The sequence below is a fragment of the Orrella sp. 11846 genome (genome assembly GCF_048820935.1).
GTDB lineage: Bacteria > Pseudomonadota > Gammaproteobacteria > Burkholderiales > Burkholderiaceae_B > Algicoccus.
This window is the reverse complement of the sequence record NZ_JBMERD010000002.1, coordinates 89,084-115,283: the sequence shown is the minus strand read 5'-3', so window position 1 is coordinate 115,283 and position 26,200 is coordinate 89,084. Positions and strand designations below refer to the sequence as shown.

General features: G+C 49.4%; 21 protein-coding genes, 1 CRISPR repeat array and 1 riboswitch. Of the genes, 5 read left to right on the top strand and 16 right to left on the bottom strand.

Annotated features, from left to right (window positions below; genetic code table 11):
- Nucleotides 1-60 precede the first annotated feature (60 nt).
- Nucleotides 61-2,739 (top strand): aconitate hydratase AcnA, encoded by a 2,679-nt coding sequence (gene acnA / locus ACOI06_RS02120; RefSeq protein ID WP_420660838.1) that lies wholly within the window; start codon nt 61-63, stop codon nt 2,737-2,739.
- Between the two features lie 113 nt (nt 2,740-2,852).
- On the opposite strand, the gene ACOI06_RS02115 is transcribed toward acnA, so the two are convergent.
- The 16 genes from ACOI06_RS02115 to metH all read right to left on the bottom strand — a co-directional run bounded on the left by ACOI06_RS02115 (nt 2,853) and on the right by metH (nt 21,238).
- Entirely contained in the window at nt 2,853-3,461 is a 609-nt protein-coding gene (locus tag ACOI06_RS02115; protein ID WP_420660837.1) for a tripartite tricarboxylate transporter substrate binding protein, read from the bottom strand.
- Between the two features lie 130 nt (nt 3,462-3,591).
- Entirely contained in the window at nt 3,592-4,263 is a 672-nt protein-coding gene (locus ACOI06_RS02110; RefSeq protein ID WP_420661016.1) for an RraA family protein, read from the bottom strand.
- 428 nt (nt 4,264-4,691) lie between these two features.
- Nucleotides 4,692-5,252: an integrase catalytic domain-containing protein gene (locus tag ACOI06_RS02105; protein ID WP_420660835.1), complete on the bottom strand. Its 561-nt coding sequence runs from the start codon at nt 5,250-5,252 to the stop codon at nt 4,692-4,694.
- Nucleotides 5,212-5,544, bottom strand: a complete 333-nt coding sequence (locus ACOI06_RS02100; RefSeq protein WP_420660834.1) for a hypothetical protein — start codon at nt 5,542-5,544, stop codon at nt 5,212-5,214. The genes ACOI06_RS02105 and ACOI06_RS02100 overlap by 41 nt, the downstream gene beginning before the upstream one ends.
- A 108-nt stretch (nt 5,545-5,652) precedes the next feature.
- A CRISPR array of direct repeats spans nt 5,653-7,694; the repeat unit is 28 nt; unit sequence GAAACACCCCCACATACGTGGGGAAGAC.
- 50 nt (nt 7,695-7,744) lie between these two features.
- A complete protein-coding gene (gene cas2e / locus ACOI06_RS02095; RefSeq protein WP_420660833.1) occupies nt 7,745-7,981 on the bottom strand; it encodes a type I-E CRISPR-associated endoribonuclease Cas2e in 237 nt (78 codons plus the stop codon).
- A gap of 25 nt (nt 7,982-8,006) precedes the next feature.
- Nucleotides 8,007-8,894 (bottom strand): type I-E CRISPR-associated endonuclease Cas1e, encoded by an 888-nt coding sequence (gene cas1e / locus ACOI06_RS02090; RefSeq protein ID WP_420660832.1) that lies wholly within the window; start codon nt 8,892-8,894, stop codon nt 8,007-8,009.
- Nucleotides 8,878-9,594: a type I-E CRISPR-associated protein Cas5/CasD gene (cas5e, locus tag ACOI06_RS02085; protein WP_420661015.1), complete on the bottom strand. Its 717-nt coding sequence runs from the start codon at nt 9,592-9,594 to the stop codon at nt 8,878-8,880. Before cas5e ends, cas1e begins: the two co-directional genes overlap by 17 nt.
- A 29-nt stretch (nt 9,595-9,623) precedes the next feature.
- A complete protein-coding gene (cas7e, locus tag ACOI06_RS02080; RefSeq protein WP_420660831.1) occupies nt 9,624-10,652 on the bottom strand; it encodes a type I-E CRISPR-associated protein Cas7/Cse4/CasC in 1,029 nt (342 codons plus the stop codon).
- Between the two features lie 40 nt (nt 10,653-10,692).
- Entirely contained in the window at nt 10,693-11,346 is a 654-nt protein-coding gene (cas6e, locus tag ACOI06_RS02075; protein ID WP_420660830.1) for a type I-E CRISPR-associated protein Cas6/Cse3/CasE, read from the bottom strand.
- The gene (gene casB / locus ACOI06_RS02070) at nt 11,343-11,885 is read right to left on the bottom strand and encodes a type I-E CRISPR-associated protein Cse2/CasB (RefSeq protein WP_420660828.1); all 543 of its coding nucleotides are present in this window, start codon (nt 11,883-11,885) and stop codon (nt 11,343-11,345) included. Before casB ends, cas6e begins: the two co-directional genes overlap by 4 nt.
- A complete protein-coding gene (gene casA / locus ACOI06_RS02065) occupies nt 11,885-13,384 on the bottom strand; it encodes a type I-E CRISPR-associated protein Cse1/CasA (RefSeq protein WP_420660826.1) in 1,500 nt (499 codons plus the stop codon). Before casA ends, casB begins: the two co-directional genes overlap by 1 nt.
- A gap of 8 nt (nt 13,385-13,392) precedes the next feature.
- Nucleotides 13,393-15,975 (bottom strand): CRISPR-associated helicase Cas3', encoded by a 2,583-nt coding sequence (gene cas3, locus ACOI06_RS02060; protein ID WP_420660825.1) that lies wholly within the window; start codon nt 15,973-15,975, stop codon nt 13,393-13,395.
- A gap of 236 nt (nt 15,976-16,211) precedes the next feature.
- Entirely contained in the window at nt 16,212-16,607 is a 396-nt protein-coding gene (locus ACOI06_RS02055) for a type II toxin-antitoxin system HicB family antitoxin (RefSeq protein ID WP_420660824.1), read from the bottom strand.
- A 61-nt stretch (nt 16,608-16,668) separates the two neighbouring features.
- Entirely contained in the window at nt 16,669-16,851 is a 183-nt protein-coding gene (locus tag ACOI06_RS02050) for a type II toxin-antitoxin system HicA family toxin (protein WP_420660823.1), read from the bottom strand.
- Nucleotides 16,852-16,970: 119 nt separating this feature from the next.
- Nucleotides 16,971-17,396: a DUF411 domain-containing protein gene (locus tag ACOI06_RS02045; protein WP_420660822.1), complete on the bottom strand. Its 426-nt coding sequence runs from the start codon at nt 17,394-17,396 to the stop codon at nt 16,971-16,973.
- 68 nt (nt 17,397-17,464) lie between these two features.
- Nucleotides 17,465-21,238 carry a methionine synthase gene (gene metH / locus ACOI06_RS02040; RefSeq protein WP_420660821.1) on the bottom strand — a complete coding sequence of 1,258 codons (3,774 nt, stop codon included), beginning with the start codon at nt 21,236-21,238 and terminating at the stop codon, nt 17,465-17,467.
- A gap of 204 nt (nt 21,239-21,442) precedes the next feature.
- Nucleotides 21,443-21,657: riboswitch (cobalamin riboswitch) on the top strand.
- A gap of 46 nt (nt 21,658-21,703) precedes the next feature.
- Between metH and ACOI06_RS02035 the strand changes: the two genes are divergently transcribed.
- From ACOI06_RS02035 to thiD, 4 genes are read left to right on the top strand one after another with little or no spacing between them, the layout of a single operon-like run.
- A complete protein-coding gene (locus tag ACOI06_RS02035; RefSeq protein ID WP_420660820.1) occupies nt 21,704-23,680 on the top strand; it encodes a TonB-dependent receptor domain-containing protein in 1,977 nt (658 codons plus the stop codon).
- On the top strand, nt 23,649-24,488 hold the full coding sequence (locus ACOI06_RS02030) for an ABC transporter substrate-binding protein (RefSeq protein ID WP_420660819.1): 840 nt from the start codon (nt 23,649-23,651) through the stop codon (nt 24,486-24,488). Before ACOI06_RS02035 ends, ACOI06_RS02030 begins: the two co-directional genes overlap by 32 nt.
- Before the next feature lie 45 nt (nt 24,489-24,533).
- Nucleotides 24,534-25,337, top strand: coding sequence for a thiazole synthase (locus ACOI06_RS02025; RefSeq protein ID WP_420660817.1), 804 nt, complete (start codon nt 24,534-24,536; stop codon nt 25,335-25,337).
- 11 nt (nt 25,338-25,348) lie between these two features.
- Nucleotides 25,349-26,170 (top strand): bifunctional hydroxymethylpyrimidine kinase/phosphomethylpyrimidine kinase, encoded by an 822-nt coding sequence (gene thiD / locus ACOI06_RS02020; RefSeq protein WP_420660816.1) that lies wholly within the window; start codon nt 25,349-25,351, stop codon nt 26,168-26,170.
- Nucleotides 26,171-26,200 lie beyond the last annotated feature (30 nt).

Sequence of the window (26,200 nt, the reverse complement as noted above, 5' to 3'; positions counted from 1 at the left end):
GAGTTTTATATTGTATGATGATGGCACTCCGTACAATACCATTTTTTTATGTAGGCGGTCATGTCCAATCAATCAACCAGTCTTTCTACACTGCAAGACTTGAATATTCAAGGCAAAACAGTTAAGTACGCACCCATTGGCGATATCCCGGGTGTCGACAAACTCCCCTTCTCATTGCGTGTCTTGCTTGAGAACCTTGTACGTCAACAATCCGTTCACGGTCGAGATTCCCGTGAAGAAATCGATTCATTGCTTAATCGTCGTGCAGGCGATGGCATTACGTTTTACCCGGCGCGTGTGTTTGGGCAAGACATTCTCGGACTTGTGATGCTTCTCGATATGGCTGCCATGCGTGAAGCCGTCGAAGACGCAGGTGGCGATCCTTCTCAAGTCAGCCCCAAAGTTCCGATCGACGTCATTATTGACCACTCACTGCAAGTTGACAGCTGGGCCAACATTAAAGCCGCAGACATCAACCTCGCCCGTGAATACCAGCGCAATGCTGAGCGTTTTGCGTTCTTGCGCTGGTGTGGCAGCAGTTTTGATGGGGTGAAAGTTGTGCCACCCGGCAAGGGCATCATGCACCAGCTTCACCTAGAAAACATCGGTCGCGTTGTCTGGACGGATGACAAAAACGGTCAAACCATTGCATATCCTGACACCTGTGTCGGAACCGACAGCCATACCCCCATGATCAATGGCTTGGGTATTCTGGGCTGGGGTGTGGGTGGCATTGAAGCTGAAGCCGTCATGGTGGGCTTGCCTGTCACCATCTCATTACCCGAGGTGCTGGGCATTGAACTCAAAGGTCGCCTGCCCGATGGCGTGCTGCCAACTGACCTGGTCTTGGTCATCACACAAAAATTGCGCGAAATCGGCGTTGTCGGCAAGTTTGTTGAGTTTTTCGGTCCCGGACTTGAAGAACTGTCACTGGGTGACCGTGGCATGATCGCCAACATGGCACCTGAATACGGCGCAACCGCGGTGTTCTTCCCAATCGATGATCGCGCAATCGACTACATGCGCATGACCGGTCGCCCTGAAGACCTGATCACCATGGTCGAAGCCTACAACCGCGAACAGAAATTGTGGCGTGATGCAGACACACCCACGCCTGAGTTTGATTCTGTCATCACTATTGATCTGGACAGCATCCGTCCCTGTATTTCCGGACCTAGCAATCCAGAAGATCACTTGGATCTGACCGAAGCCGCTCAAGCTTTCCAAACCCATCATCAGCGTATCGGTGGTCGCCCTGTCGATCTGAGCAAATCCTATGCTGTTGAGGGCGAAGAATTCCCCCTGCATGATGGTGACGTTGTCATTGCCGCGATTACATCGTGCACCAACACCGCCAACCCAGCCAACATGATGGCTGCTGGTTTAGTGGCACAGAAAGCCGCCGCATTGGGTCTACGCAGCAAACCTTGGGTCAAAACTTCACTCGTACCTGGCAGCCAAGTTACAGCCGATGTTCTGGTTCGTGCGGGTCTGCAAGACAGCTTGGATGAATTAGGATTCCAGATTGCCGGATTTGGCTGCACCACCTGTAACGGTGGCTCAGGTCCTCTACCACCCGCCATTTCTAAAACAATCAATGACAACGATCTGGTCACCACCTCGGTGCTGTCCGGAAACCGTAACTTTGATGGTCGTATTCACCCGGACGTGCGCGCAAACTACTTGGCCTCACCCGCCTTAGTGGTGGTGTATGCACTGGCAGGTTCGCTGACCATTGATGTCACCCGCGATCCATTGGGCACCGATCAAAACGGCAACCCAGTTTATCTGCGCGACATTTGGCCCACAGCTAAAGAAGTCTCCGATGCCATTGACCGTGGCTACAGCGACCGTGACCTCTTTATCGAACGCTATGCTGAGTTGTACGAAGGTGGTGAGCCTTGGGATGCACTAGCAACCGCCAGTAGCGACCGCTTTGACTGGCAGCCTGAAAGTAACTACATCCGCAAACCGCCCTATTTTGAAGGGCTATCCCGTGAAGCAGCGCCTGTGAAAGATATTCAGGGCATGCGTCCGCTGGCGATTCTGGGTGATTCCATCACCACAGACCATATCTCACCCTCAGGTGCGATCAGCTTAGGCACACCTGCGGCCGACTTCCTGTTGTCTAAGGGCGTTGAACAGCGTGATTTCAACAACTACACCACACGTCGTGCAAACCACGAAGTGGTCATGCGTGCCACCTTTGCCAACATCCGTTTGCGCAACCACATGGTGCCCGGTGTTGAAGGCGGAATCACTAAAGTGATGCCCGAAGGCGAGCAAATGCGCATCTTTGAAGCGGCTCAGACCTACTTGGAACGAAAAACACCACTCATCGTGATCGCTGGTAAGAACTACGGCTGTGGTTCTTCACGAGATTCAGCTGCGAAAGGTGTCGCATTGTTGGGTGTGCGTGCTGTTGTGGCCGAAGGTTTTGAGCGAATTCACCGCACCAACTTAGTCGGTATGGGTGTACTGCCCTTAGAGTTCCAGCCTGGCACGAATGCAGAAACACTCGGACTGGATGGTACCGAAACGTTTGATGTCATCGGACTGGAAGACCGTCTGGGTGTGCGTTCACTGGTGGATCTGGTAATTCACCGCGTCAATGGTGAAACACAAACCGTTCCATTGACTGTCCGCTTAGATACGACCGAGGATGTCGAGTACTGGCGTAACGGTGGCATTCTGCCACGCGTGTGGCGCCACTACCTGGATGAGCAGAACATCGCTTAATTCTGAGAAGCAGCAAAAACAGGGGGGCGTGATCAAACCAATCACGGCCCCCTGTTTTTATCTAGCTTCCTTCAATCAGCGAGATACGACTAATGAAGCATGACAACATGTCATCATCTTTGCTCTCTGGCGCCAGACAGCTCAACCAGTTCTTTTGCTTGGCTCATTCCCTCACCAACCATGGCCCAAAACTCTTCTTTGGCCATTGGTTCTGCAGGCACAGCACCTAATCGCACAAAGTCCTCTTGAATTTTAGGATTCTCAAGCGATTTTGTAAGTGCCTCATTTAAACGATTTAACACCTCATCAGGCGTGCCTTTCGGGGCAACCAAACCGTACCAAGAGCTCATGTAAAAGTCAGGTACACCCGCTTCTTCAAAAGTCGGCACATCAGGTAATGCGGCTAACCGCTCCTTTGCAGTAATCGCCAATGGTTTCACCTTACCTGATGACACAGGCGTCAGTGCGCCCGTTGTAATGATCGAATCAACACGACCAGCCATCAGATCAGTAAATGCAGGTGCCGTACTCTTAAATGGAACATGCAACAGATCAATGCCCGTTTTTTGCATAAAGCTTGCACCCGCCAGATGCTGTGAAGAACCAACGCCACCAGATGCAATCGTCAACTGACCTGGATTCTTCTTCGCATAGTCCACAAAATCTGCAACATCGTTTTGAGGCGAATCTGCTGGACCTCCAGCTGCCCATCCAACAATCATTTGGATCGGACGCTGCGGAAAAATATCTGCCTGCGCAGTTGCACTAAAAAAACAGGGTTGTTGTCGCAACAACTGATGCAAGCAACTGGGTTAAAAGATTTTTATTCATCACAATCTCGACGTTGATTAACTACACAAACTTACAACCCAAAGACTTCAGACGCTCATCCACCCAGCTGGTGTCATCTGTGCCACTTTGAATCATCGCCAACGACTCTTCTTCTTGCGCATGTTTTTTGACAGTTGTCTGATAAACCTCTTCGGTTAAATCAAAAGGCACACTCACCACACCATCCGCATCACCCACAATCAGATCACCTGGCTCAATCACCATGCTGCCCAGACAAATTGGCACATTGATCTCTCCAGGACCATCTTTGTAGGGTCCACGATGGGTCACGCCCAAGGCAAAGACCGGAAATTGGCCTGAAGCGATTGTTTCTGAATCCCGGACCGCGCCGTTAATGACAATTCCGCCCAATTTGCGGTAAATCGCTTTGGCCACCATGAGTTCTCCGATAATCGCATTCGTCAGATCACCACCTGCGTCCACCACAATAACGTCACCCTCTTGAGCCATCTGCAATGCTTTATGCACCATGAGGTTGTCACCCGGGCGGCAACGAACCGTCAGTGCCGGACCAGCCATAACTCCACCTTGATGCATAGGGCGCAGTCCTGCACTCGCCGCCTGCAGACGCGACATCATGTCGCTGATATTGGCAACTGGTAACGATGAAAACTTTTCTACAGTCTGCTGACTCACTGCACGCTCACGCTGTCTTACTTGAAAACCAACCATCATGCTTCCCCTTTGTTTTTAAAGAAATCTCTTGTCACACCAATTGTTCGCGCAGAGTACCTGAACAAACAAGTGTCGTGCAAGAATAACATTGAGCGCTCTATGTGAACTACCACGTCAGCACAGCACACGCAGCCCTGCTATCGGTATTTATCAAGCGCCTTGTCCGGTTGATCATGCGACCAGATTGATCTTTTCTACCTGCTCAGTTAGGTCATTACGCGCGTTAAATTTCACTTCACTTGGGCATCTCGAATAACCCCCACATTGAGGGCGCCGATTTCCTAAAATGATCCTGTTGCCACTTTTTGTCCGTAAGCACCTGAAACCTGGTGCCATCAAACTCGAACTCTTTGCCGATGAGCATCAGCGCGAGAAGCTGGATCAGATCGGTGACCCCCTGACCAATCTCGATGCGCTCCTGAACTTCAAAGCCCTGTCAGCACGAGTCGGCGGACGATGGCGCCGTTTTTTTGCTCTACCCAGGCCTGATCGTTCTTCTTGTACGCCCGTGAGCGCGTTTGCTCAAGATGATGCGCTTGGCAGTAATCAAATACTGTCTGATTCATAAAGGCACTATCGTTATCGGTGTCGATACCTCGCATTGGAAAGGGTATGTCGGTGGCCACTTTAGCAAATCCTTGGACGACGAGCGTTTGATTGCGCACGGGCAACGCCACGCATTCGGTCCAACCCGTGGCAATGTCGGTGAGCACTAGGCTGTGTACAAAGTCGCCATCGCGCTTGGGGCCACCGCAATGCTCAACCATATCCACTTCAAAAAAGCCGGGCGGTGGATCACGCCAATCGGCAAAAGTGCGTACGGGAATACTGCGTCGTATCGCGGCACCCACGCCAGTGCGCCGTCGGCGCTGCCCATCGATCCGCTGTCTGGTGGGCGCCAGCACGCGGTCAATCGTCGCCGCGCTGATGCACAGCAGCTTCTGTTTAATGACGGGATCCAGATCCAGGTGCTCGTGGCTTTCCATCGCTTGGATCAACAGCGGAATCAAGGCCTTGAGCCGTTTCCCAGAGCACAACCAGAGCTTGACGCACGGCTTCGTCATAGACGCGATTGCGGTGCGACCTGCGAGCGCTATCCTGGTCTGGAACAGCATTTAACAACCGTATGGCGTACTTGCGATGGTAGTGGGTGAGTGCCACAAACTCATCGAGTATCAGGCCTTTTTCATCTCGGCTTGCATTCCGGTAGCGCTGATCTGCCTCGTCATGGTGTGCTCCCGCCGGACCATCCGATGGGTAACATAGTACATGAGGCAACAGCTTATCGCGGGTAACAAAAACGATGAGTCAATGCGCCGGCCAAGTTAATTGACGCGCACCGGCCAAGATAGTTGACGTTGAACAGGTACAAAATTTTATCCGCAAGAAACACCCCCACATACGTGGGGAAGACTTGCTCCGCGATTCCAGCCGGTTGCGCACGTCGGAAACACCCCCACATACGTGGGGAAGACCTGCAGAAAGGTTGCCGGTCTGGGACTGCAAGGGAAACACCCCCACATACATGGGGAAGACGCCCGCTCTGATACCCATGGGCCGATAAGATTGGGAAACACCCCCACATACATGGGGAAGACTCGCTTCAGAGATAGAATCAGTCTTTTTCCCTAGAAACACCCCCACATACGTGGGGAAGACCCAGCCTTGCCTGCACATTCCCAAACCCTATTGGAAACACCCCCACATACGTGGGGAAGACACATCTTCAAGAGACAGAAAGTCTTCTTCGAAAGAAACACCCCCACATACGTGGGGAAGACCATGGCGCTGCATGAAGTCACCAACGGGACTGGGAAACACCCCCACATACGTGGGGAAGACCGCACATCCTTCGCGAAAAGGGCGGGAGCGATAGAAACACCCCCACATACGTGGGGAAGACTTATTTTTTCTACTCGTACGAAAGTTTTTACTGGAAACACCCCCACATACGTGGGGAAGACGCGTACAACGCATGGCGGCGCAGCCGTGGATAAGAAACACCCCCACATACGTGGGGAAGACGCAAACTGACCCGCGTGGAGCGTGCTGGATCTGGAAACACCCCCACATACGTGGGGAAGACCGTTTAATGCGCCGGACAAGCGATCCTCGATCAGAAACACCCCCACATACGTGGGGAAGACAGAATCGCGCGTGTGTCTGGGCTGAGTGGCGCGGAAACACCCCCACATACGTGGGGAAGACTATAAGATAGTGCACTTACTTCATCAGTACGGGGAAACACCCCCACATACGTGGGGAAGACTCCCAGTCGTGGCACTGGAGGTGAGAAAACATAGAAACACCCCCACATACGTGGGGAAGACCATCACAATAGTGCCTCGCTATCCAGTCAGGGGGAAACACCCCCACATACGTGGGGAAGACGGAGCAAGTGGGGTATGACTGGCTTGCTCAATAGAAACACCCCCACATACGTGGGGAAGACCATATCCATATAGCGGGTATCCGCTTGCAAGAGGAAACACCCCCACATACGTGGGGAAGACCCCTCAGAACCGCCCTCACCTGAACCCTCAGCAGAAACACCCCCACATACGTGGGGAAGACTGATAGAAAAATTGTTGCTTGATCTTGATGCGAGAAACACCCCCACATACGTGGGGAAGACGCCCTATTCGCTGACCCCTCTGATTTTAAGTTAGAAACACCCCCACATACGTGGGGAAGACCAGGCTGGTGACGTTAGGCTCAGGCTGGTGACGGAAACACCCCCACATACGTGGGGAAGACTTTCTTTGGTTTGCTAATAATGTTTTCTGCTAAGAAACACCCCCACATACGTGGGGAAGACGCAGCGTTAGTTTTTTGCGCTTTGATTAGCTCAGAAACACCCCCACATACGTGGGGAAGACGCATTAGCGACGACTGGTTGCGATACATCACCAGAAACACCCCCACATACGTGGGGAAGACAGCCCGTTTGGCAGTTCGGATCTATGAACCATAGAAACACCCCCACATACGTGGGGAAGACAGCCTTAGCACGGCACCATCAGCCGTAGCTTCGGAAACACCCCCACATACGTGGGGAAGACCTGGTAACTTGTCCGTTCTCATCTCCCACAAAAGAAACACCCCCACATACGTGGGGAAGACTACTGAACCGATACCGAGACACGCCAAAAACGAGAAACACCCCCACATACGTGGGGAAGACTCTCCCATACCATCAGTAACCTTGATTTCATCGGAAACACCCCCACATACGTGGGGAAGACGTAATCCCAGTCACCCATACCCATACTTGTTAAGAAACACCCCCACATACGTGGGGAAGACATAAAATTGGCTGACTTCTCGACAGCATACGGGGAAACACCCCCACATACGTGGGGAAGACCGCGTTCATGCTGAGCGTCATTTTCATTTTCAGGAAACACCCCCACATACGTGGGGAAGACAGCAACATATAGTTAAACAAATACAACTAAAACACAACCCCTTGAGGTTACTAGCCTTTAAGGGTTTCAATTACCAACTGTAAACCACTCATATCGATCAACGCTTTTCGTGTTGGACCAATAACTTGAATTTCATAACCCGGCGGTCTCGGTAAAGATCGAAAAATCATCACCCCAGACTCTGGGGGACAATGTTTCTGAAGATAATCAATGACAGTTAGTGCTACGGAATCTTTAACACCAGAAACAAAAACATTCGCACGAGGCTCAACGAACCAAAGTTTCATGCGACCACGCACTGCGGGAGGTAAATCATTTGCGAGAACGACGAGCATTCTTTTCTCCAAATAGCTCTGAGATATCTGGAGCAATCTGCCCGAGTAAATCCATCTCCAACACTCGTTTTCGGAATGCTGCAGATACTTTATGTTTGTTGTAACGCCCAGCCATATCTCGCGTCAGAGAGAAGGCCAAATCAATACACAAGTGTTCTTTGTACAAGTCAGCCAAATCATAGATAAAAGGAAGCGGGCTGCCTGAATGGATGAACCCGATATGTGGCGAATAGCCTAAGCTATGCACAGCAGAACATAAAATTCCGTACAAAGCAGCATTACTCGCCGTCAATATTTGATTCGTCGTATCACTAAGCTCAAATTTATTCGGAACAAACTGACGACCTTTCCAACCAACTTGATACTGTTCCGCTTTCGTTTGATAAAGCGATCGGACTCGATGCCCTTCCATACCCATCATTTGCTGTAAAGTTTTGCCTTCCAGCTCCGCTTCAGGGAAACGTTTAGCAAAAAATCGCCGCGCAACAACTATGGACTGCTCTAAATCGGCAGCCAACTCTATCTGTCGACGCAGATTTCGCGTATCTGAGGTGGGTACAAAACCTGCAGCATAAAAAAGCAAGCTGTCTTCACCAACCCAACAAATCGAGCAATTAGCTGAGGCAGCAATCTTGACTGCTTCGTGTGTAATCGTAGTACCTGGCCCCAACAAAAGACAATTAAGTGTCGCAACCGGTAACGGAATAACCTGACCATCCGCATCAATCCATTTGATACTGCTGTCATCAATTTCTAGACGTCCTCGCTCTAGATAAACAAACGGATATTTATCTTTAATTTGCGGTAGAGTTTCCCGTGTGACCTTTACCAGCAATCGTTGCGGCGTTTCATTTTTCTGAGTCATATTTCACGATCGTCACACGGCGATCTCGATACCGTTTTTGTGAACCGAACTGTATAGGAACATCATTGAGTATTAACAACTCATCGCCTTCAAATTCACCCTGTAGCACCTTGAAAACAGCCACACGATTTACCTGGGAACGCTCCTCATCAACTGCCAATCTGTCAGCATGTACCAATGCATTATCAAGAGAGTCATGTACACCTTGTCCAATCAGCTCAGTTGGCACACAGTTTTTTCTCCCCAAATACAAATCCCAAACAGGATTTAGCAATGCAAACTGCAACTCTTCCAACTCAGATTTAGGTCCCTGTAGAGCAACAGCAAAGGCCATGTCCTGCAGGTAATAGCGGTAGGTCATTTTTGTTCCACCACCAACAGCTTTCCCCCCATCACTTTTCTTTGGAATCAAGAGATTTTGCCAAGGATTATCAGTCGCATACCCACTGCCAACCATCTGAAAATCTCGCAACATTGGTTGTCGCAAAACCGGTTTCCCAAGCCGATCCTGTGGAACATAAGCCTGCACCACCATGTCGCGCTCAGCCCAACGTGCAAGAAATTCTATTTGTTTGCCTCCGGCACCAAGCGCACAACACAGCAAACCAAGCACACCAGATTTAGTTGGAAAATCCAGACTATCACGCCTACCAAACTTAGAGTCATGCCCCCAAGACTGTAATGGCGCCTCAAGCCACATCAGCAAGTAAGAATCACCCATGACACACCTCACACGTGACTCTGTAGATCAGCAACCAACCGGTCAACCGAATAATCCTCATCTTGGCCCCAGTCATAGCCACCTAATTTTCCAAATAGGCTACCCATCATTTTTTCTTTTTTATCCAGATACTGTGTTAGCGCCTCAATACTTGGCTGAAGATAACCACCATGTTCAGCTCTAATTGCCGTTTCGAATGGCACCTGCAAACGCTGCCCTTTACGCACTAACACTCTGGCAAATTCCCAAGGACTAGCGCCCGACTGCGTAGTTTGACGAGCAATGGGCACAGCAACAAACAATGCTTTGGTAAAGGCTTCAATCACTGGTTTAAGATCTACATCATCTCCCAATGTCTGCGACAACTGACCAAGATCCAGACTGATGTAGCGATAATAGGTCGATGAGTTAAATTCTAAGCTTCCCATATGTGCAGAGCCTGGCTCATCTTGCAAATCATCTATTGCTGTAAAAAACTCGACTTCATTGCTCACGCGATGCGTTGAAATAGCATGCGCAAAAGAAGCAGCAGCTTCAACATTCATATCAGCAGCTTTAGCAACCATGCGGCCAAACAAAGCGATATCCAAAGCGTCGACAGCTGGATTGAGCGCCTTCTTAGACACTTTCGCAAGTTCTTTTTCTTTTAATTTACTTGCATCAAAATCAAGCTCACTTGCATATTTCGCGAAAGCCTTCGCTTCTGTTTCGCTAATAAACACAAGGGTATCTGCGCTCAACAATTTCGCAACACTTTCGCCACATTGCTGAGCCTGCTCTTCTGTAGCTCCTGCTTCGAGACAAGCCTGTGAAACGAGTTGTTCAATCTTTTTGGTACGGTACCCAAGCTTCACACCAAAATCTTGTAAAGAAAGTCGCACTTGACGTTTCCAACTTTGCGAGCTGACACGAGCACGAGTGCTACCACCAACCACTGCTGTCTTGGGTGCACCTACATCATCTCTATTCAAACAAGTAACAGGGAATGACTGCAAAACATGAAACTCAATCCGAGTATTAGTGTATGGGTTGCTCATAAATGTTTCCTTTAAGAAAATCAAATAATTCAATCAGAAATCAATCGAACAGGCCTTCAGAAATAGGCGTTATTTGCAATAAGCCACAGCCAAAAGCGCGACCTCGGCCTATACCCTGACTGAAACTTTGAATAAATTGCGTACGGTTTGCCACCTGAAGGACACCCTGAATTTGAGCCTGTGCCAATGTAATATTGCGCTGAACCTTGTCCTTGAATTGCAACACATTATTACTGTCCACCTGAATCTGAAGCGGCATCACTTTAAATCCCCAACTTTGTTCAGCACGCTCTACAAACCACTCAGTAATAGCTTCACGAGTTTTGATTGGCAATAGCTTGCGGCTCACACTCTCACGTCGAGTTGGATTAACGATCACCTTAAAGCGATATGCGTCAAACTGGAGAAAGCTTTCTGGAACCAGTTTGCTCTGAATTTGACCATATGCACCAAACACTTGTGGCATAGGCTTTCGGTTTGACAGCAGTAAGATTTTTCTCGATTTATAATCACCGCCATGATCAGCGTAAAGAAAGCCACTAGGCGTACTGGCTAACTTTTCTGCTGGAGATCGCACATCCTCAAACAGGCTGTAAACCACTTTGTGTAAAGCATAAGCATCAAATTTCTTATCAATACTCAGTGCTTGCACATCTTTTCTGTTCAGCATTAACACGCTTGCGATCAAGCTCATGCATCCTCTCCCTGCTCACCTTGTGCCCTTTGGCCATAAAAATCCTGAGCCCAGCGGATTTTGCTTTTTTCGCCAAAATATCGAAGCTCACTCAGCAGCTTGCTGTAATCCAGTGTTTGGACGCCCTTACTATCAATCAGTGTGAGTACTGGTCGGATAACCCGGCAAACCTCTTCAACGCTATCGCATGCCAATAAACGTCGCAAACGTGCCTTGGCTTGATCACTGTACTGAGTTGATCCTTTTTCTGCATAAGCATTTGCCAGTGCTTTACCCAGCGAAAGATTACCGTTTGCAATAACTTTGGCACGACCGATGGCTGCTGCCACTGCAGCGTAAGGTAATCGTTGATATTTGTTTTCCAAATCTACCCAGGGACCCAGGACCTCCCAGCTCTGATACTCAGTTGCAGGATTATCTGCTCGACGCAACCGAGCCGCAAAACCTTTATCTTGTTTACAGCGTTCAATGATGAATTGCACAAACTGTTGCTCTTTACTTTTCTTCACTTGCATTGGCACCGATTGCAATTGCTCCATTACAAAGCCTCCTGAGTGATGTATTTGTAATGATTGGGTCGATTTTTTGCCCAAGCATCAATCTGTCGGGCGGTTTCATTAGGACAAAAGTAGTCGAAAGACTGATGTTGATAAGCGGCAAACTTTTGTCTCAAGCTTTGCCGGACAAGACGTGATGTCTCAGTCAAATCACAATTACTAATCAATTTCTGAATATCACGCTCACAAAGCTGCCAAAACAAATTGGTTGACTGAGCAGCAATATTTTTCCCATCAACTGTCATCTCTTTGAAGTAGCCTAAAACTCTGCCATAAAGGGATTTGGCCAGAGAATCTAGAGCATCCATTTCATTTTTCAACTGTTCAAACCAACTTTGACCAAGTGCTTCGCTTTCTAGCCAAATTTGTGACTCAACGACATCGTCAGTACCCGAGACATACTGTTCGCCGGCATTACTACTAACTCGTAATCCACCAGACCAAACACAAAAAGCCAACTGTGTGTCTCTAGCTCTTTCCAGACCAAAACGTATTTGCCAACTCTGAAATCCGTTACTACCCGATTGATCAATAAAGCTGAGAAGACTGGTTAATTCACGCCAAGGCCTCTTAGAAGGATCCGCCCACTGAGCTTTCGGTTCTTTCCCCGTGTTGTCAATAGCTACGCTGAGATCTTGCACACCCTCTCTATAGCCTGCGTGCGCAATGCCCTCTGAATAATGCATTCCATCATCGCTTAACAAACAGAATCTGCATATTGGAATCAAACGTCCCATATAGGACTTTTTTAACTCAACTGCCAAAGGGCAAGCTTCGCCACTTGGCATCTTCTCCCACGGGGCTACGCCCACACCCGCCACAAAAATACCTACTGCATTTAAGAGCGGCACTGACAACAGATTCAACCAAATTGAATCAATAATGCGCTTTCCCATAATGAAACTATGCAACAGTCCCATATGCCCGACTGATGGACCAGGTTTGCCTGTGGATGGTTTGCCTTTTTCGTTACGTTTACCAGCGTAATCAGCAGTTAACACGACGCTGTTATCGGTCTTTTTACCTGACAACGCAAAACCCATTTGTTGCAGAATGATTAGGGCTTTATCCGCATCCGACAAATCCGTTTCTGCTTGCGACTGTGTCAGTACCGTTGTATTACCAGTTGAGACCTCTGGCAAAAATGCACCAAAAGGTAAAATCCTCGCACCGGCAATAGCCGGCATTTGAAGAAATGGCTTTTCTCCGTAAAGAAAAAATGCATCATGCCATTGATCTAAGTAGGCTAAACATTTTTGCGCCATACCCTGCGCACCTAGATCACGCCATTCCTTTTCATCTGCAGGTGTACATGCTGCTTGGGCGATTGCCAATAGCAACTTAAACACTGCAACTTTTTGTATCGGATTACCCCCAAGACTTTCATACTCAGGGGTGCTGAACAGATCTCGTAAACTGACCAACCCATAATCAGCAACCGGTATCCAGGGCTCATCGATTAAATTAAAACGATTTTCCATACCCTCTCCTACTCCTTCACAATCCGATAACCCAGATCCGGACGGTACTCAATTACATACTTATCGTGTAGTTGTTGATTTTCCAGTCCCTTTAGTTGGTCAGCATCATTTACAAGCGCAATTCGTAATAAGCTTTCGTCATTACCCCAAAGTGGATTACCTAGATAAAAACAATGTTGCAAACCAAACTTCTGAAGTCGCTCACGACTCAATTGTTTAGGCGCTTCATTTGGACGCACATGCACAATTTGTTGCATCAATGTTGCCGTCAATTTACGCCACTGATTCCGATCAAGTGAGGCACGACTCAAAGGCAAAATTACACGTTGATTATTAAGGAGGGTGAGCACACCAGCTTGTTGTTCACTATCGTAAAAAATGTTACGTAATAACAAAACTTCAAAACTATCAGACTCGCTATAACGTGTTTGCGCTTTACTTTCTGGCAATGTGTTACCAGCTTGAGCCAGACCTACCCGGGCTAGTTGTTGCAAAGCTGATTGGCCAATACGATCTCGGTTACCCTCGTTCAACTCATGCAACCATTGCGACATATTTCCTGTTTCAGTGCGACTACGATATGTACTCTCAATCAGACAACGAATATCATCAGGAAGACTAATCTGCCGAATGCTCTGCCAAACCTCAAGACTACGACACAACACATAGGGGTTGTATACGTAAGCGCTTACACCAAACGCCATTTTTGGGTTTTTTATAGCTGAATCCAATTTTGGCGCTAGTAACCAAACTTCTCGACGAGCATCTGGGTGACGCGGTGTTTCAGCATGACGCCAGAGACGGCCTACACGCTGTAGCAACATATCAGTCGGTGCAAAACGCGAAATTAAAAAATCAGCATCAATATCTAGTGATTGTTCTAACACTTGAGTGCCAATCAAAATGCGGCCACACTGTTGACGTTGATTAGCTTGCCAACCTGATTTCCCAAACAAATCTACCCATTTATTTTCAATAATCTGGCGATCATCAAAGGTATATCGAGAGTGCAACAAACCACATTGCAAGCCAAGGCTATCGGCGCGGCTGGCAATTTGCAAATAACGTTCCTGAGCTTCACGAACTGTATTTTCAATCCAAAGCACCTGTTGACCCTGTTCCGCTCGCATTAGAGCCTCTTCAACGGCTATTTTTTCATCTTGCTGAAGTTGAACCGTTAAGCTCTGAGTATCGCTGACCGGTACTGTAATCTCTGTAGCTTGCTTTGCAGTTTTAGCAAATGCAGTAATTAATGGGTAACCCATTGACTCTGTAGGAACACCGATCATGTCTTGACGACGCTCTTGACTCAATGTCGCACTAAGAATAATAACGGTACAGTCAAGTTGAAGCAGCAATCTAATCAACGCATCCATGATGGTCCCGGTATATGCATCATAGGTATGCACCTCATCAAGAATGACTACTTTGCCGGCAAGACCAAATGCACGCACAAAACCATGTTTGACGTTCATCGCCGCCATCAAAGCTTGATCAATCGTTCCCACGGCAAAGGGTGCTAACAATCCGCGTTTCGAGTGATTGAACCACGCTCCTCCTGGGCGCCCTTCTTCACCCATCTCCGTTTCTAATAGCCAAGCATTTGCATGCAACAACAGGGAACGATGCTCACAATCTGTTGCCAAAATTTGTTGCAAAAATTGACTAAAACGGTCATAAATTTTGTTAGACGTCAGCTGTGTTGGCAAGGCAAAGTAAATACCGCTAGAGTTCCCATTCACAAGCATTTGGTAAGCAGCATATAAGGCAGCTTCTGTTTTACCTAAGCCCATAGGCGCCTCTAGGACGTACACACCTGGCTCTGTGATTTGTTCATATAACAAGCTTTGCGCAGGTCGTGGTAAAAAACCAAAAATCTGCTTAAAACTCAAATTTTGTTTATATGTAGGTTGAACAAAACCGGCCTCATCTAGGGCTTTTGAAATTTTTGTTTGCCACTCTGCTTGTGGATTATCAAAATGTTGACCTGAACCTATCCAATCAGCAACTGAAGTTAAGCCAGCCAATAAACGAGCAGTCGCAAAATTTTCAACTTGAGGCCAATCTTCGCCTAAAGCTTGCTTGAGAGCCTGCACTAATTTTTCGCGCTCAGACTGCCATAGTTCTCCACCAAAACTTTCATCGGTGGCTCGCTTACCTACTACATTAGGAGTGAAACCATGATGCTGACCCAATATTTCAGGAACATATTCCGGAGCTTGTAACGACTGCGCGGTTAATTGGCTAACACCAGCGTGGCCACCCCAATTCTTTTCTAAATTGGCATCTACATAACTAGGCAATATTTCCAGGTTACAGCTAGCATAGAGTTTGTTGTAGAAGGTAGGACTAACTTTCCCAATATCGTGAGCACTAGCTGCTAATGCAGACCCTTGTGGGAATAGATGCTTGGCAGGCGAACGGTGAACCAGCTCTTTAGCCACTGCTCCAACAATCTGGCAATGGTCGAAAACTGTACGACCAAGACACCTGTTGCCATGTTCGTCTTCGTAGGTTTTGGCTGGACACGTCCTGTAACTGATCTCAACGCGTACCGGCACTATTTTCTTAGCACGCAGCACAAAAGCCACCTTTATGATCCATAAGTTTGCTTAACTATGCCACCATCAAGTCAAAACCACAACCGATCAAAAATAATTAATTGTGATTTGAAACCAATTCCATCACGCGTGAGTTGCGATGGATAGGAATGCGGTATAAGCGTCCTTCACTGGTATTTATGAATGGGCTTTTAAGCAGAATCATCAGAGGGTCGGTAAACACTACCACTCAGGGCTGCATAATAACAGCGCATCGTTTCACTGTATCAACCATTTACCAGTGCTAAATACGCGACATAACCGCTTCGACTTTGTCCTGAAGACTTGGCTTGATCATCGAGTCGTTTCAAAATGCGACGAGGTAACGTGATATTGATACGCTCAACTGTTTCATCCATAACAGCTGGATCTATTTCTACAATCGCCCAGATCCAACCTTTAAGATCAGGATCTGCCTGGTGATTCGCAATGCTTGTAGGTGGTGGGATGGAGTCACCCGCATCAAGCGCAGTTTCTATCCACAGTTCAATCGCCTCTTTGGCATTCTCAATAGCTTGATCTATTCCTTCATCGGCTGCAGAATAACAGCCCGGCAGATCAGGCACGACAACTCCCCATGCTTTGGTATCATCCCCTTGCTCAATGGCAATCGGATATTTCATAATTTTTGCTCCAGTCGTGTGTGGCATTGGTAATGCGCTCCAGTTTTACTGACGCTCTGTGTCACTTGAGACCTGCTTGCTTTAGAGGCTTATTTACTAATCCAACACCTAAATCCTTTTTGGGGTGCGGGACACTTATGTGTCCGGATCGATCTGGATGATGATAAATGTGGTGCGAGCCCCTAACTCCCCGCAATTTCCAACCAGATCGTGTGAGCAGCGATATAAGAGTTTTGCTGTCCATATGATGTGTATTACACACACTTACAAAGAATTACACATGGCTCTCGTGCATTTAAAAATGCTCCTATGAGGATGTGCTTATAAATAAAAAGCGCATCTCACGCGATCAGTAAAGCCCGATCAATCTCTAGAGAACTCACGACCCGTAAAGTCTACGGTGACCAGATTGCCATCCATCGGACCCATACCGGGTGAGTTCATGGGCATACCCGGCACCGCAACGCCGCGCACATCGGGATTCGCCAGCAACTTAGCAACCGCTGCAGCCGGCACATGACCTTCGATGACTTGGTTCGTAGATTCAATCACGGCTGTGTGGCACGAGGCTAATCTCGGATCAATGCCGAGTTTTTCTTTCACAGTGGTCATGTGCTGAGTCTGGATGGCTTTCACTTCATAGCCAGCATCCCGGATATGCTCAATCCAGCCCACACAACAGCCGCAATTCGGATCATGAAACACGGTCATCGACTCATTGGCCGCTTGTGCCGTGAAACCAGCACTCAATCCGAGTGCCACCAAACCTGTGAGAATTTTGATTTTCATGATCCTATCCTAATGCTTAACGCCTAAATACTGGACGCTTGAACTCTTTCAATCACACCTTACGGGTATTAACGCAAGTTGGGTGCCAGCGAACGACGGACTTCCTCTTCCGAACGTCCGCTACGGGCAATGTAATCTTGCAACTGGCCTTCATCAATCTGGCCTACATTAAAGTACTGGGACTGCGGATGACTAAAGTAAAACCCAGAAACACTGGATGCAGGTGCCATCGCATAACTGTCTGTGAGCATCATGCCGATTTTCTCGGCTTGTAACACTTCAAACATATCGCGTTTCACCACGTGCTCAGGGCATGCCGGATAGCCTGGTGCAGGTCGAATGCCCTGATAAGCTTCTGCAATCAGTTCTTCATTCGAGAACGACTCTTCAGCGGCATAACCCCAAAGATCTTGTCGAACGCGCGCATGTAAGGTTTCGGCAAACGCTTCAGCCAGTCTGTCTGCAAGCGCTTTGAGCATAATAACGGAATAGTCATCGTGATCGGCCAAGAATTGCGCCTCTTTTTTCTCAATATCCAGACCTGCAGTGACGGCAAACATACCGATATAGTCCATCACACCACTATCTTTGGGTGCGATGTAGTCGGCTAGGCATTTGTTATCCACACCTTCGCGTTTTTCACCTTGCTGACGCAATCCACGCCAGGTAAAGAGCACCTTGTCACGGGATTCATCTGCATAGATTTCAATATCGTCGTCATTGATTTGGCTCGCTGGATAGAACGCCATCACGCCATTGGCGCGTAACCAACGACCATCGATGATTCGACGCAACATCGCCTTGCCTTCTTCAAACAGCTTGCTGGCTTCTTCTCCCACTACTTTGTCTTCCAAAATAGAGGGGAATTTGCCAAAGAGACCCCAAGTCTGGAAAAAAGGCATCCAATCAAAATGCTTGGCGATTTCATTCAGATCAAAGTTTAAAAACTCTCGGCGTCCCAAGAATTTAGGCTTCGGTGGAGTATAGGCTTGCCAGTCAATCGCAGGTTTAGCTTGACGTGCATCTGCGATCGGCATCAAGGGTGTCGTTGGACGGTTGCTGTGACGTTTGCGCACAGTTTCGTATTCTTCAGCGAGCTTTGCCAGATATTCATCGACGTTATCTGACACTAGGTTTTGTGCAACACCCACACTACGACTGGCATCAGGCACATAAATGACCGGCCCATCATAATTGGGCGCAATTTTGACGGCCGTATGCACTCGGCTTGTCGTTGCACCACCGATCAAGAGCGGAATATTATTATCTCGGAAATAGGGGTCACGCTGCATTTCGCTCGCAACATAAGCCATTTCTTCCAAGCTCGGTGTAATCAGTCCAGACAAACCCACCATGTCTGCACCTTCTTCTTTAGCACACTCAAGGATTTTGGCGGCCGGCACCATCACGCCCATGTTCACAACTTCAAAGTTGTTGCATTGAAGTACGACTGTGACAATATTCTTACCAATGTCGTGCACGTCGCCCTTCACCGTGGCAATTACCATTTTGCCTTTCGCACGTACATCACCGCCTGCGGCTTCGATCTGACGTTTTTCTTCTTCGATAAACGGCACCAGATGCGCAACGGCTTGCTTCATCACACGCGCAGACTTCACCACCTGTGGCAAGAACATCTTGCCTTGGCCAAAGAGGTCGCCCACGATATTCATACCATCCATCAAGGGACCTTCAATAACCTCAATCGGTCGTCCACCACGATCTTCAATCGCCTGACGGATTTCTTCGGTGTCTTCAACGATGAAGGTTGTGATGCCATGCACCAAGGCATGCGCAAGACGTTTCTCCACCTCTTGCTCACGCCAAGTCAGGTCTTCTTCACGTTTGGCACCCGAGCCTTTGACGTTGTCTGCAAAGGCAACGAGTCGTTCGGTACTCGTTAAATCATCGCCTTCAGCGGGAAGCCCTAAGGGGGGCTCACGGTTCAAGACGACATCTTCAACCAGATCTCGCAACTTGGGATCCAGATCGGCATACACACCTAATTGACCCGCGTTGACAATCCCCATCGTGAGTCCTTCACGAATGGTGTAGTACAGGAAGACGGTGTGGATCGCCTCGCGCATCGGCTCATTGCCGCGAAACGAGAAACTGACGTTCGAAATGCCACCGGATAAACGCGCATGCGGCAAGTTCGCACGAATCCACTTCACCGCTTCAATGAAGTCAACGGCGTAGTTGTTATGCTCTTCGATCCCTGTGGCAATGGCAAATACGTTCGGATCAAAAATAATATCTTCTGGCGCAAAGCCAACCACATCCACCAGCAGGTCATAAGCGCGCTTACAAATTTCTTTACGACGCTCTAGGTTGTCTGCCTGCCCTTGCTCATCAAACGCCATCACGACCACGGCTGCACCGTACAACCGACACAGACGAGCATGCTCCAGAAACTCCTCTTCACCCTCTTTCAGGGAGATGGAGTTCACCACGGGCTTGCCCTGTACACACTTGAGCCCTGTCTCGATCACGGTCCATTTTGAGCTGTCGATCATCACAGGCACGCGAGCAATGTCAGGCTCTGAGGCAATTAAATTCAGGAAACGATGCATGCACGCTTCAGAATCCAACATGGCTTCGTCCATGTTGATATCAATAATTTGCGCACCGTTTTCAACCTGATCACGCGCGACATCCAGCGCTTCGTCATACAGTTCCTCCCGAATCAAGCGGGCGAATTTTTTACTTCCGGTCACGTTGGTGCGTTCACCGACGTTCACAAACAACGTCTCATCGTCAATGTTTAGCGGCTCAAGCCCTGACAGACGTGTTTTGATGGGGATTTCTGGCACAACACGGGGTGTCAGCCCACGGACTTTGCGCACAATCTCCGTAATGTGCTCGGGTGTCGTTCCACAGCACCCCCCGGCCATGTTCACCAAACCTGATTTGGCAAACTCTTCCAATAAGTCAGACGTCACTTCAGGCGTTTCATCAAACCCAGTTTCACTCATCGGATTGGGCAAACCTGCGTTCGGATAGACGCACAGATAGGTGTCACAGATTTTTGAGAGTTCTGCCACATACGGACGCATGAGCGCAGCACCCAGCGCACAGTTCAAACCAATCGTGACAGGACGCGCATGACGCACCGAGTTCCAAAAGGCTTCGACGGTCTGACCCGACAGAATTCGACCTGACGCATCTGTCACTGTCCCCGACACCATCAGTGGCAAGCGCATGCCCAACTCTTCAAACACCGATTCCACCGCAAAAATAGCAGCTTTGGCGTTGAGTGTGTCAAAAATCGTTTCCAGCAACAGAATATCAACGCCACCTTCAATCAGCCCACGCGTTTGTTCGGCATACGCATCACGCAACTGATCAAACGTCACGTTACGGGCACCCGGATCATTCACATCGGGTGAAATCGACGCAGTCCGCGGCTGTGGCCCGAGTGCACCTGCCACAAATCGTGGATGCTCAGGCGTGCTAAACCGATCCCGGACTTCACAGGCGACTTTGGCTGATTCGACGTTCATCTCATACGCCAAGTCTTGCAGCCCATAGTCCGACTGTGCAATGGCCGTCGCACCAAACGTGTTGGTCGCGATGATGTCTGCACCGGCTTCTAAATATTGCTCATGGATATCGCGAATGACATCAGGACGTACCAATGACAACAATTCGTTGTTACCACGGACATCTTGACTATGCGAAGCAAACCGCTCCCCCCGAAAATCCTCTTCGGTCAGTTTGAACTGCTGGATCATAGTGCCCATCGCACCATCCAAAATCAGGATTTGCGATCCCAGACGGCTCACAAAAGCCTGACCACGGGTATATTCAGAAATGGGGTAAGGAATGGCTGGATAAGACATGCGTGCGGACACCTTGTCACAAAAAAACAGCCCGAACACACGCGACAACCGCCATGCTCAGGCAAACAATTGTTCGTAAACAGAAAACTTTAACTGTGGATAACCCTCATGGTAACAAACCTCTGGCAACACTTTGTGTCTTCTCTACAGCCTGTAAGGATATCCTTTGTCGGCAAAAACACCTGCCTCATGTTAAAGTCGCTCTGCTCTGGTGCTTTCACTGGTTGCTGTGACCGTATATATGGCACAAGACAGACCAGCCCGAAAGTTCAATGGGAAACAGGAAGCGGTTCATCCGCCAGCCTGTGCTGCCCCCGCAACGGTCAGCCGTGATGTTTGCGAACACGAATGTGTACTGTTTAAACCACACATCGTAAATCACTGTCAGCCCGATACCAGCCAGAGAAGCCGACCTGACAGCCGTCAACGCTGTGAGCGTCGTGGTGAAACGGTATGCGGGGACGCATGCCAGGCACATTCATTGATCTCATGACACAACCAACTTATCTTTTTGCGCCATCCACAGTGGATGGCCAACATCTTTCTGCTCGTCTTTCCACTCGCCCAACATCCTTATCAGTCAGCATCGCCTGTGCACTGTCAGCACTTGCCGTGTCGACATTGCCTGCGATGGCAGTCGCCCAGTCCTCCGACAACGCAGACACACAAGTACAAGATGCAACGCGTTTTGAGCCGGTCATTGTGACGGCGACCCGCATTCCAAGCATGGTCACCCACACAATTGGTGACGACTCTGTAATCACGCGCGAAGATATCGCCCGCACACCGAACGACAGCTTCGCTCAAGTACTCAGCCGCCAGCACGGCATCAGCTTTTATGATCGAGGTGGTCCTCAGTCAGTCACTGGCTTGAACATTCGAGGCACGAACACGACGCAAAGCTTGGTCATGATTGACGGCATGCGTGTGAACTCACCCACTAACGGCTTGCCCGTCCTCAATGCCATTCCACTGAACGCCATTGAGAACATTGAAATCGTCCGTGGCGCTGCCAGCAGCCTGTATGGTGCCAACGCCATCGGCGGTGTGGTGAACATCATGACCCGCCAACCGGCTGAAGACACGGTTGACGCCTATGTCAGCGCAGGCGTTGGATCTTATGGTACGAGCGCCTATGACGCTGGTGTCTCCGGACGTAAAGGCATGTGGACTTACAGTCTCTATGGCGGTTACGCACAAAGTGGTGGGTTCCAAGCCACAAACGGCGATTATGCATTCGCCGATGCACCCGACAGTGATTCTTACTACCGCAGTAACGTCGGTGGTAAGTTGGGACTGACTTGGGCGCCAGGGCAAGAACTCTCTGTTCAAACGCTACAGTCGCGCATCAATGGTGGGTACGACACAACCGATCCTATTTATAACGACCGCAACATTCAAACACTGAGCAACACCATCATCACGTCGCGCAACCGCTTGCACGAAAAATGGCTCAGTACCCTGTCGGTCAGCTTTATGAATGAGCGCAATCAAAACCGAGCCGCACCTTCCATGTTTACGGGTACAACGGAATACGACTCATCGCAAACGCAGTACCTGTGGCTCAATACCATTGATCTGGCCAAAGGGCACACACTGAACTTGGGCTTAGAACGCCTTGACCAATCCGTGAGTGGCACTGACCCTTGGGGTTCCGTGAACTTCGATGTGAGTTCTATTCATACCAACGCGGTCATGGCCAACTACGTGGGACAAATTGGCAACCACCGCGTTCAAGCCAGTGTGCGCAACGATGACAACTCGCAGTACGGCAACTTCACCACTGGTAGTTTTGCGTATGCTTGGGAATTTCTGCCAGGCTGGCAAGCCAGCGCAGCCGTTAGCAACGCATTTCGTGCACCGACGTTCAACGAGCTTTACTACCCTGGCTTTAGCAACCCAAACTTAGCACCTGAAAAGTCACGTAATTACGAACTGGGACTTAGCTATCGCCATGCCACAGGTGAAGTGGCTTTAACGGCATACTACAACCGCATCACTGACCTGATCGCGTCTGAGGCACCCACCTACATCCCAGCAAACATCCAGATTGCTAGCATCCGCGGTTTGTCTTTACGCGTCGAGCAAGACATTGGCCAGCACACGACAGCCCGTGCCAGCTTTGATTTGCTCAGCCCGTACAACAATAGCAACGGTGAGCGTCTGGCCTTTATTGCGCAACGCACTTTGCGTCTCGGGGTGACCCACCGACAAGGTGATTTCTCTTTCAACACCGACTGGACATTGACCAGCGACCGCAACGATGGCACAACCGTGCTTGGGGGCTATGGTCTGCTCGATCTGGGCATCCAGTACGATCTGAATAAGCACACAGCATTGCAACTGCAATGGAACAACGTGTTTAACAAGAAATACACTTTGGTACGCGGCTACAACACGCAGGGCTCCAATGTTTTCTTTAACGTTAGGTTCTCGCTCTAAAAAAAACCTGCACTTGTTCAACCGAACAGGCAAGTTCGGGCGGCAAATCCTGTGTTTGCTGTCCGCACTTTGTCTCGCGCCGCCCGTGCAGGCAGCTCGAGTTCTAACCCTTTCACCCCATTCAACTGAACTGGTCTTTGCCGCAGGAGCAGGTGATCAAATTGTCGCCACCGTCCAATCCAGTGACTATCCACCACAAGCGCGCAACCTGCCTCGCATAGGCGACGGCATTAGCACGAGCCTTGAGCAAGTCATGCATTGGAAACCTGACTTGGTGGTTGGCTGGCCTTCCATGCTCATGGAGCGGCTCAAAAATCTGGGCATCCCAGTCTTTGTTTCCGAGCCACAGACGTTGACTGATATTCCTGATGAAATTGAAACGCTAGGCGAACAGCTCAACACAACGGTGTACGCACAGCAAAGTGCACAACAATTGCGTCAAGAGATTGCCGCCTTAACCGCTGCCGACACGCTTACTAAACCCGTTGGCTTGATTCTGATGGCAAGCTTAGACAACACTTATGTGATTGGTCGCGACCCCATCCTCAATGAAGGAATCGCACGTTGTGGTGGCGTAAATCTTTTTGCAGATAGCCCCATGGCCGCACCCAGAGTCAATCTGGAGAGTATCATTTCTGTCGGACCGTCTCTCATTGTGACGGGTCACGCACCAGATCATTCGCTTCAATCACTGGCACCGGTTCTCGTGCTTGATCCCGACCATTTGTTTCGGCCCGGACCTCGCTTGATTGAGGCACTCAAAGATTTGTGCGCCGGGATCGCTCAGCAATCCCGCGCACCGTTTTAACCGACTGTTTTACACAGACACTTCTACGCAAGGATTGAATCCATCATGACTGACACAGATGGCCTGACTATTGCCGGCAAAACTTATCGCTCCAGATTATTGGTCGGCACCGGCAAATATCGTGATTTCGCACAAACACGCGAAGCCCTAGATGCCAGCGGTGCAGATATTGTGACGGTCGCCATCCGCCGCACCAACATTGGTCAGGATGCCAACCAAGAAAGCTTGCTGGATTACGTGCCAACCGACCGATTCACACTCTTGCCAAATACAGCAGGCTGCTACAGCGCCGATGATGCGGTGCGCACATTGCGTCTAGCCCGTGAGTTGCTCGACGACCATCGGTTGGTCAAACTGGAAGTACTGGGTGATCCAAACAATCTGTTTCCAAACATGCCAGAAACCCTCAAAGCTGCTAAAACGCTGGTGGATGAAGGATTTGATGTGATGGTGTATTGTACTGACGACCCTATTCAGGCTCGGATGCTGGAAGACATTGGCTGCTGCGCCATCATGCCGTTAGCGTCACTCATCGGCTCTGGCATGGGCATTCTGAACCCATGGAACTTAGGTTTAATTATTGAACAAACCAAAGTGCCGGTTCTCGTTGATGCGGGCGTGGGCACAGCGTCTGATGCGGCCATCGCCATGGAACTGGGTTGCGATGGGGTGCTGATGAACACCGCCATTGCTGGCGCAAAAGATCCGGTCTTGATGGCAAGTGCCATGAAAAATGCCGTGATCGCAGGCCGACAAGCCCATTTGGCCGGCCGCATCCCACGTCAGATCTACGTCGGTTCACCCAGTTCACCCATGGCTGGTCTCATCACAACCAGTCATTCCAAATGACAGGTCATTACATGAGTCAGATTCCAAATGTTTTAAGCATTGCGGGTATCGACCCTTCTGGGGGTGCGGGTGTTTTAGCGGATGTGAAGGCGATCAGTGCGCTGGGGGGTTATGCCTGCGGTGTGATTGCCGCATTGACCGCTCAAAACACACGGGCTGTCACACACATCCAGCCTATTAGTCCTGAATTTATCCAAGCGCAGCTGCAAACCTTGTTTGATGATGTGACCATCCATGCCGCAAAGATCGGCATGCTCGGGCAGGTGCCTGTGATTCGAGTTGTGGCCGAGTCACTTCAAAAAGCGACCTTACCGCATTTGGTCATCGACCCTGTCATGGTCGCTAAAAGTGGTGACATGCTGCTGGAAGAGAAAGCAGTGGGTGAAATGCGAGATGCCTTGTTGCCTCTGGCGACACTCATCACCCCGAACCTGCCCGAAGGCGGGGTCTTGTGCGAACAGCGCGCCCCAGAAAACCTTCGGGAAATGCGTGCTCTCGCTGAAAAGCTACGCCGAATCCTCAATGACCAAGGTGAGCGCTGGGTTCTCCTGAAGGGTGGTCATCTGCCTGGTTCAGACACCACAGACCTTTTGCACAATGGCGACGTCATGATCGAACTGCCCGGTCAGCGGATCAACACCCCCAACACCCACGGCACGGGATGTACACTTTCTGCTGCACTGGCAACGTTATTGGCAAAAAACCTGCCAGTGCCAGACGCAACCCATCAAGCCAAAGCGTATCTAGTCGAAGCGATTCGCCAAGCAGATAAACTATCCGTTGGCACCGGACATGGCCCCGTCCACCATTTTCATGCGATGTGGCCTCAGTGATGGGTACAATCAACAGATCTTCTCTATCAG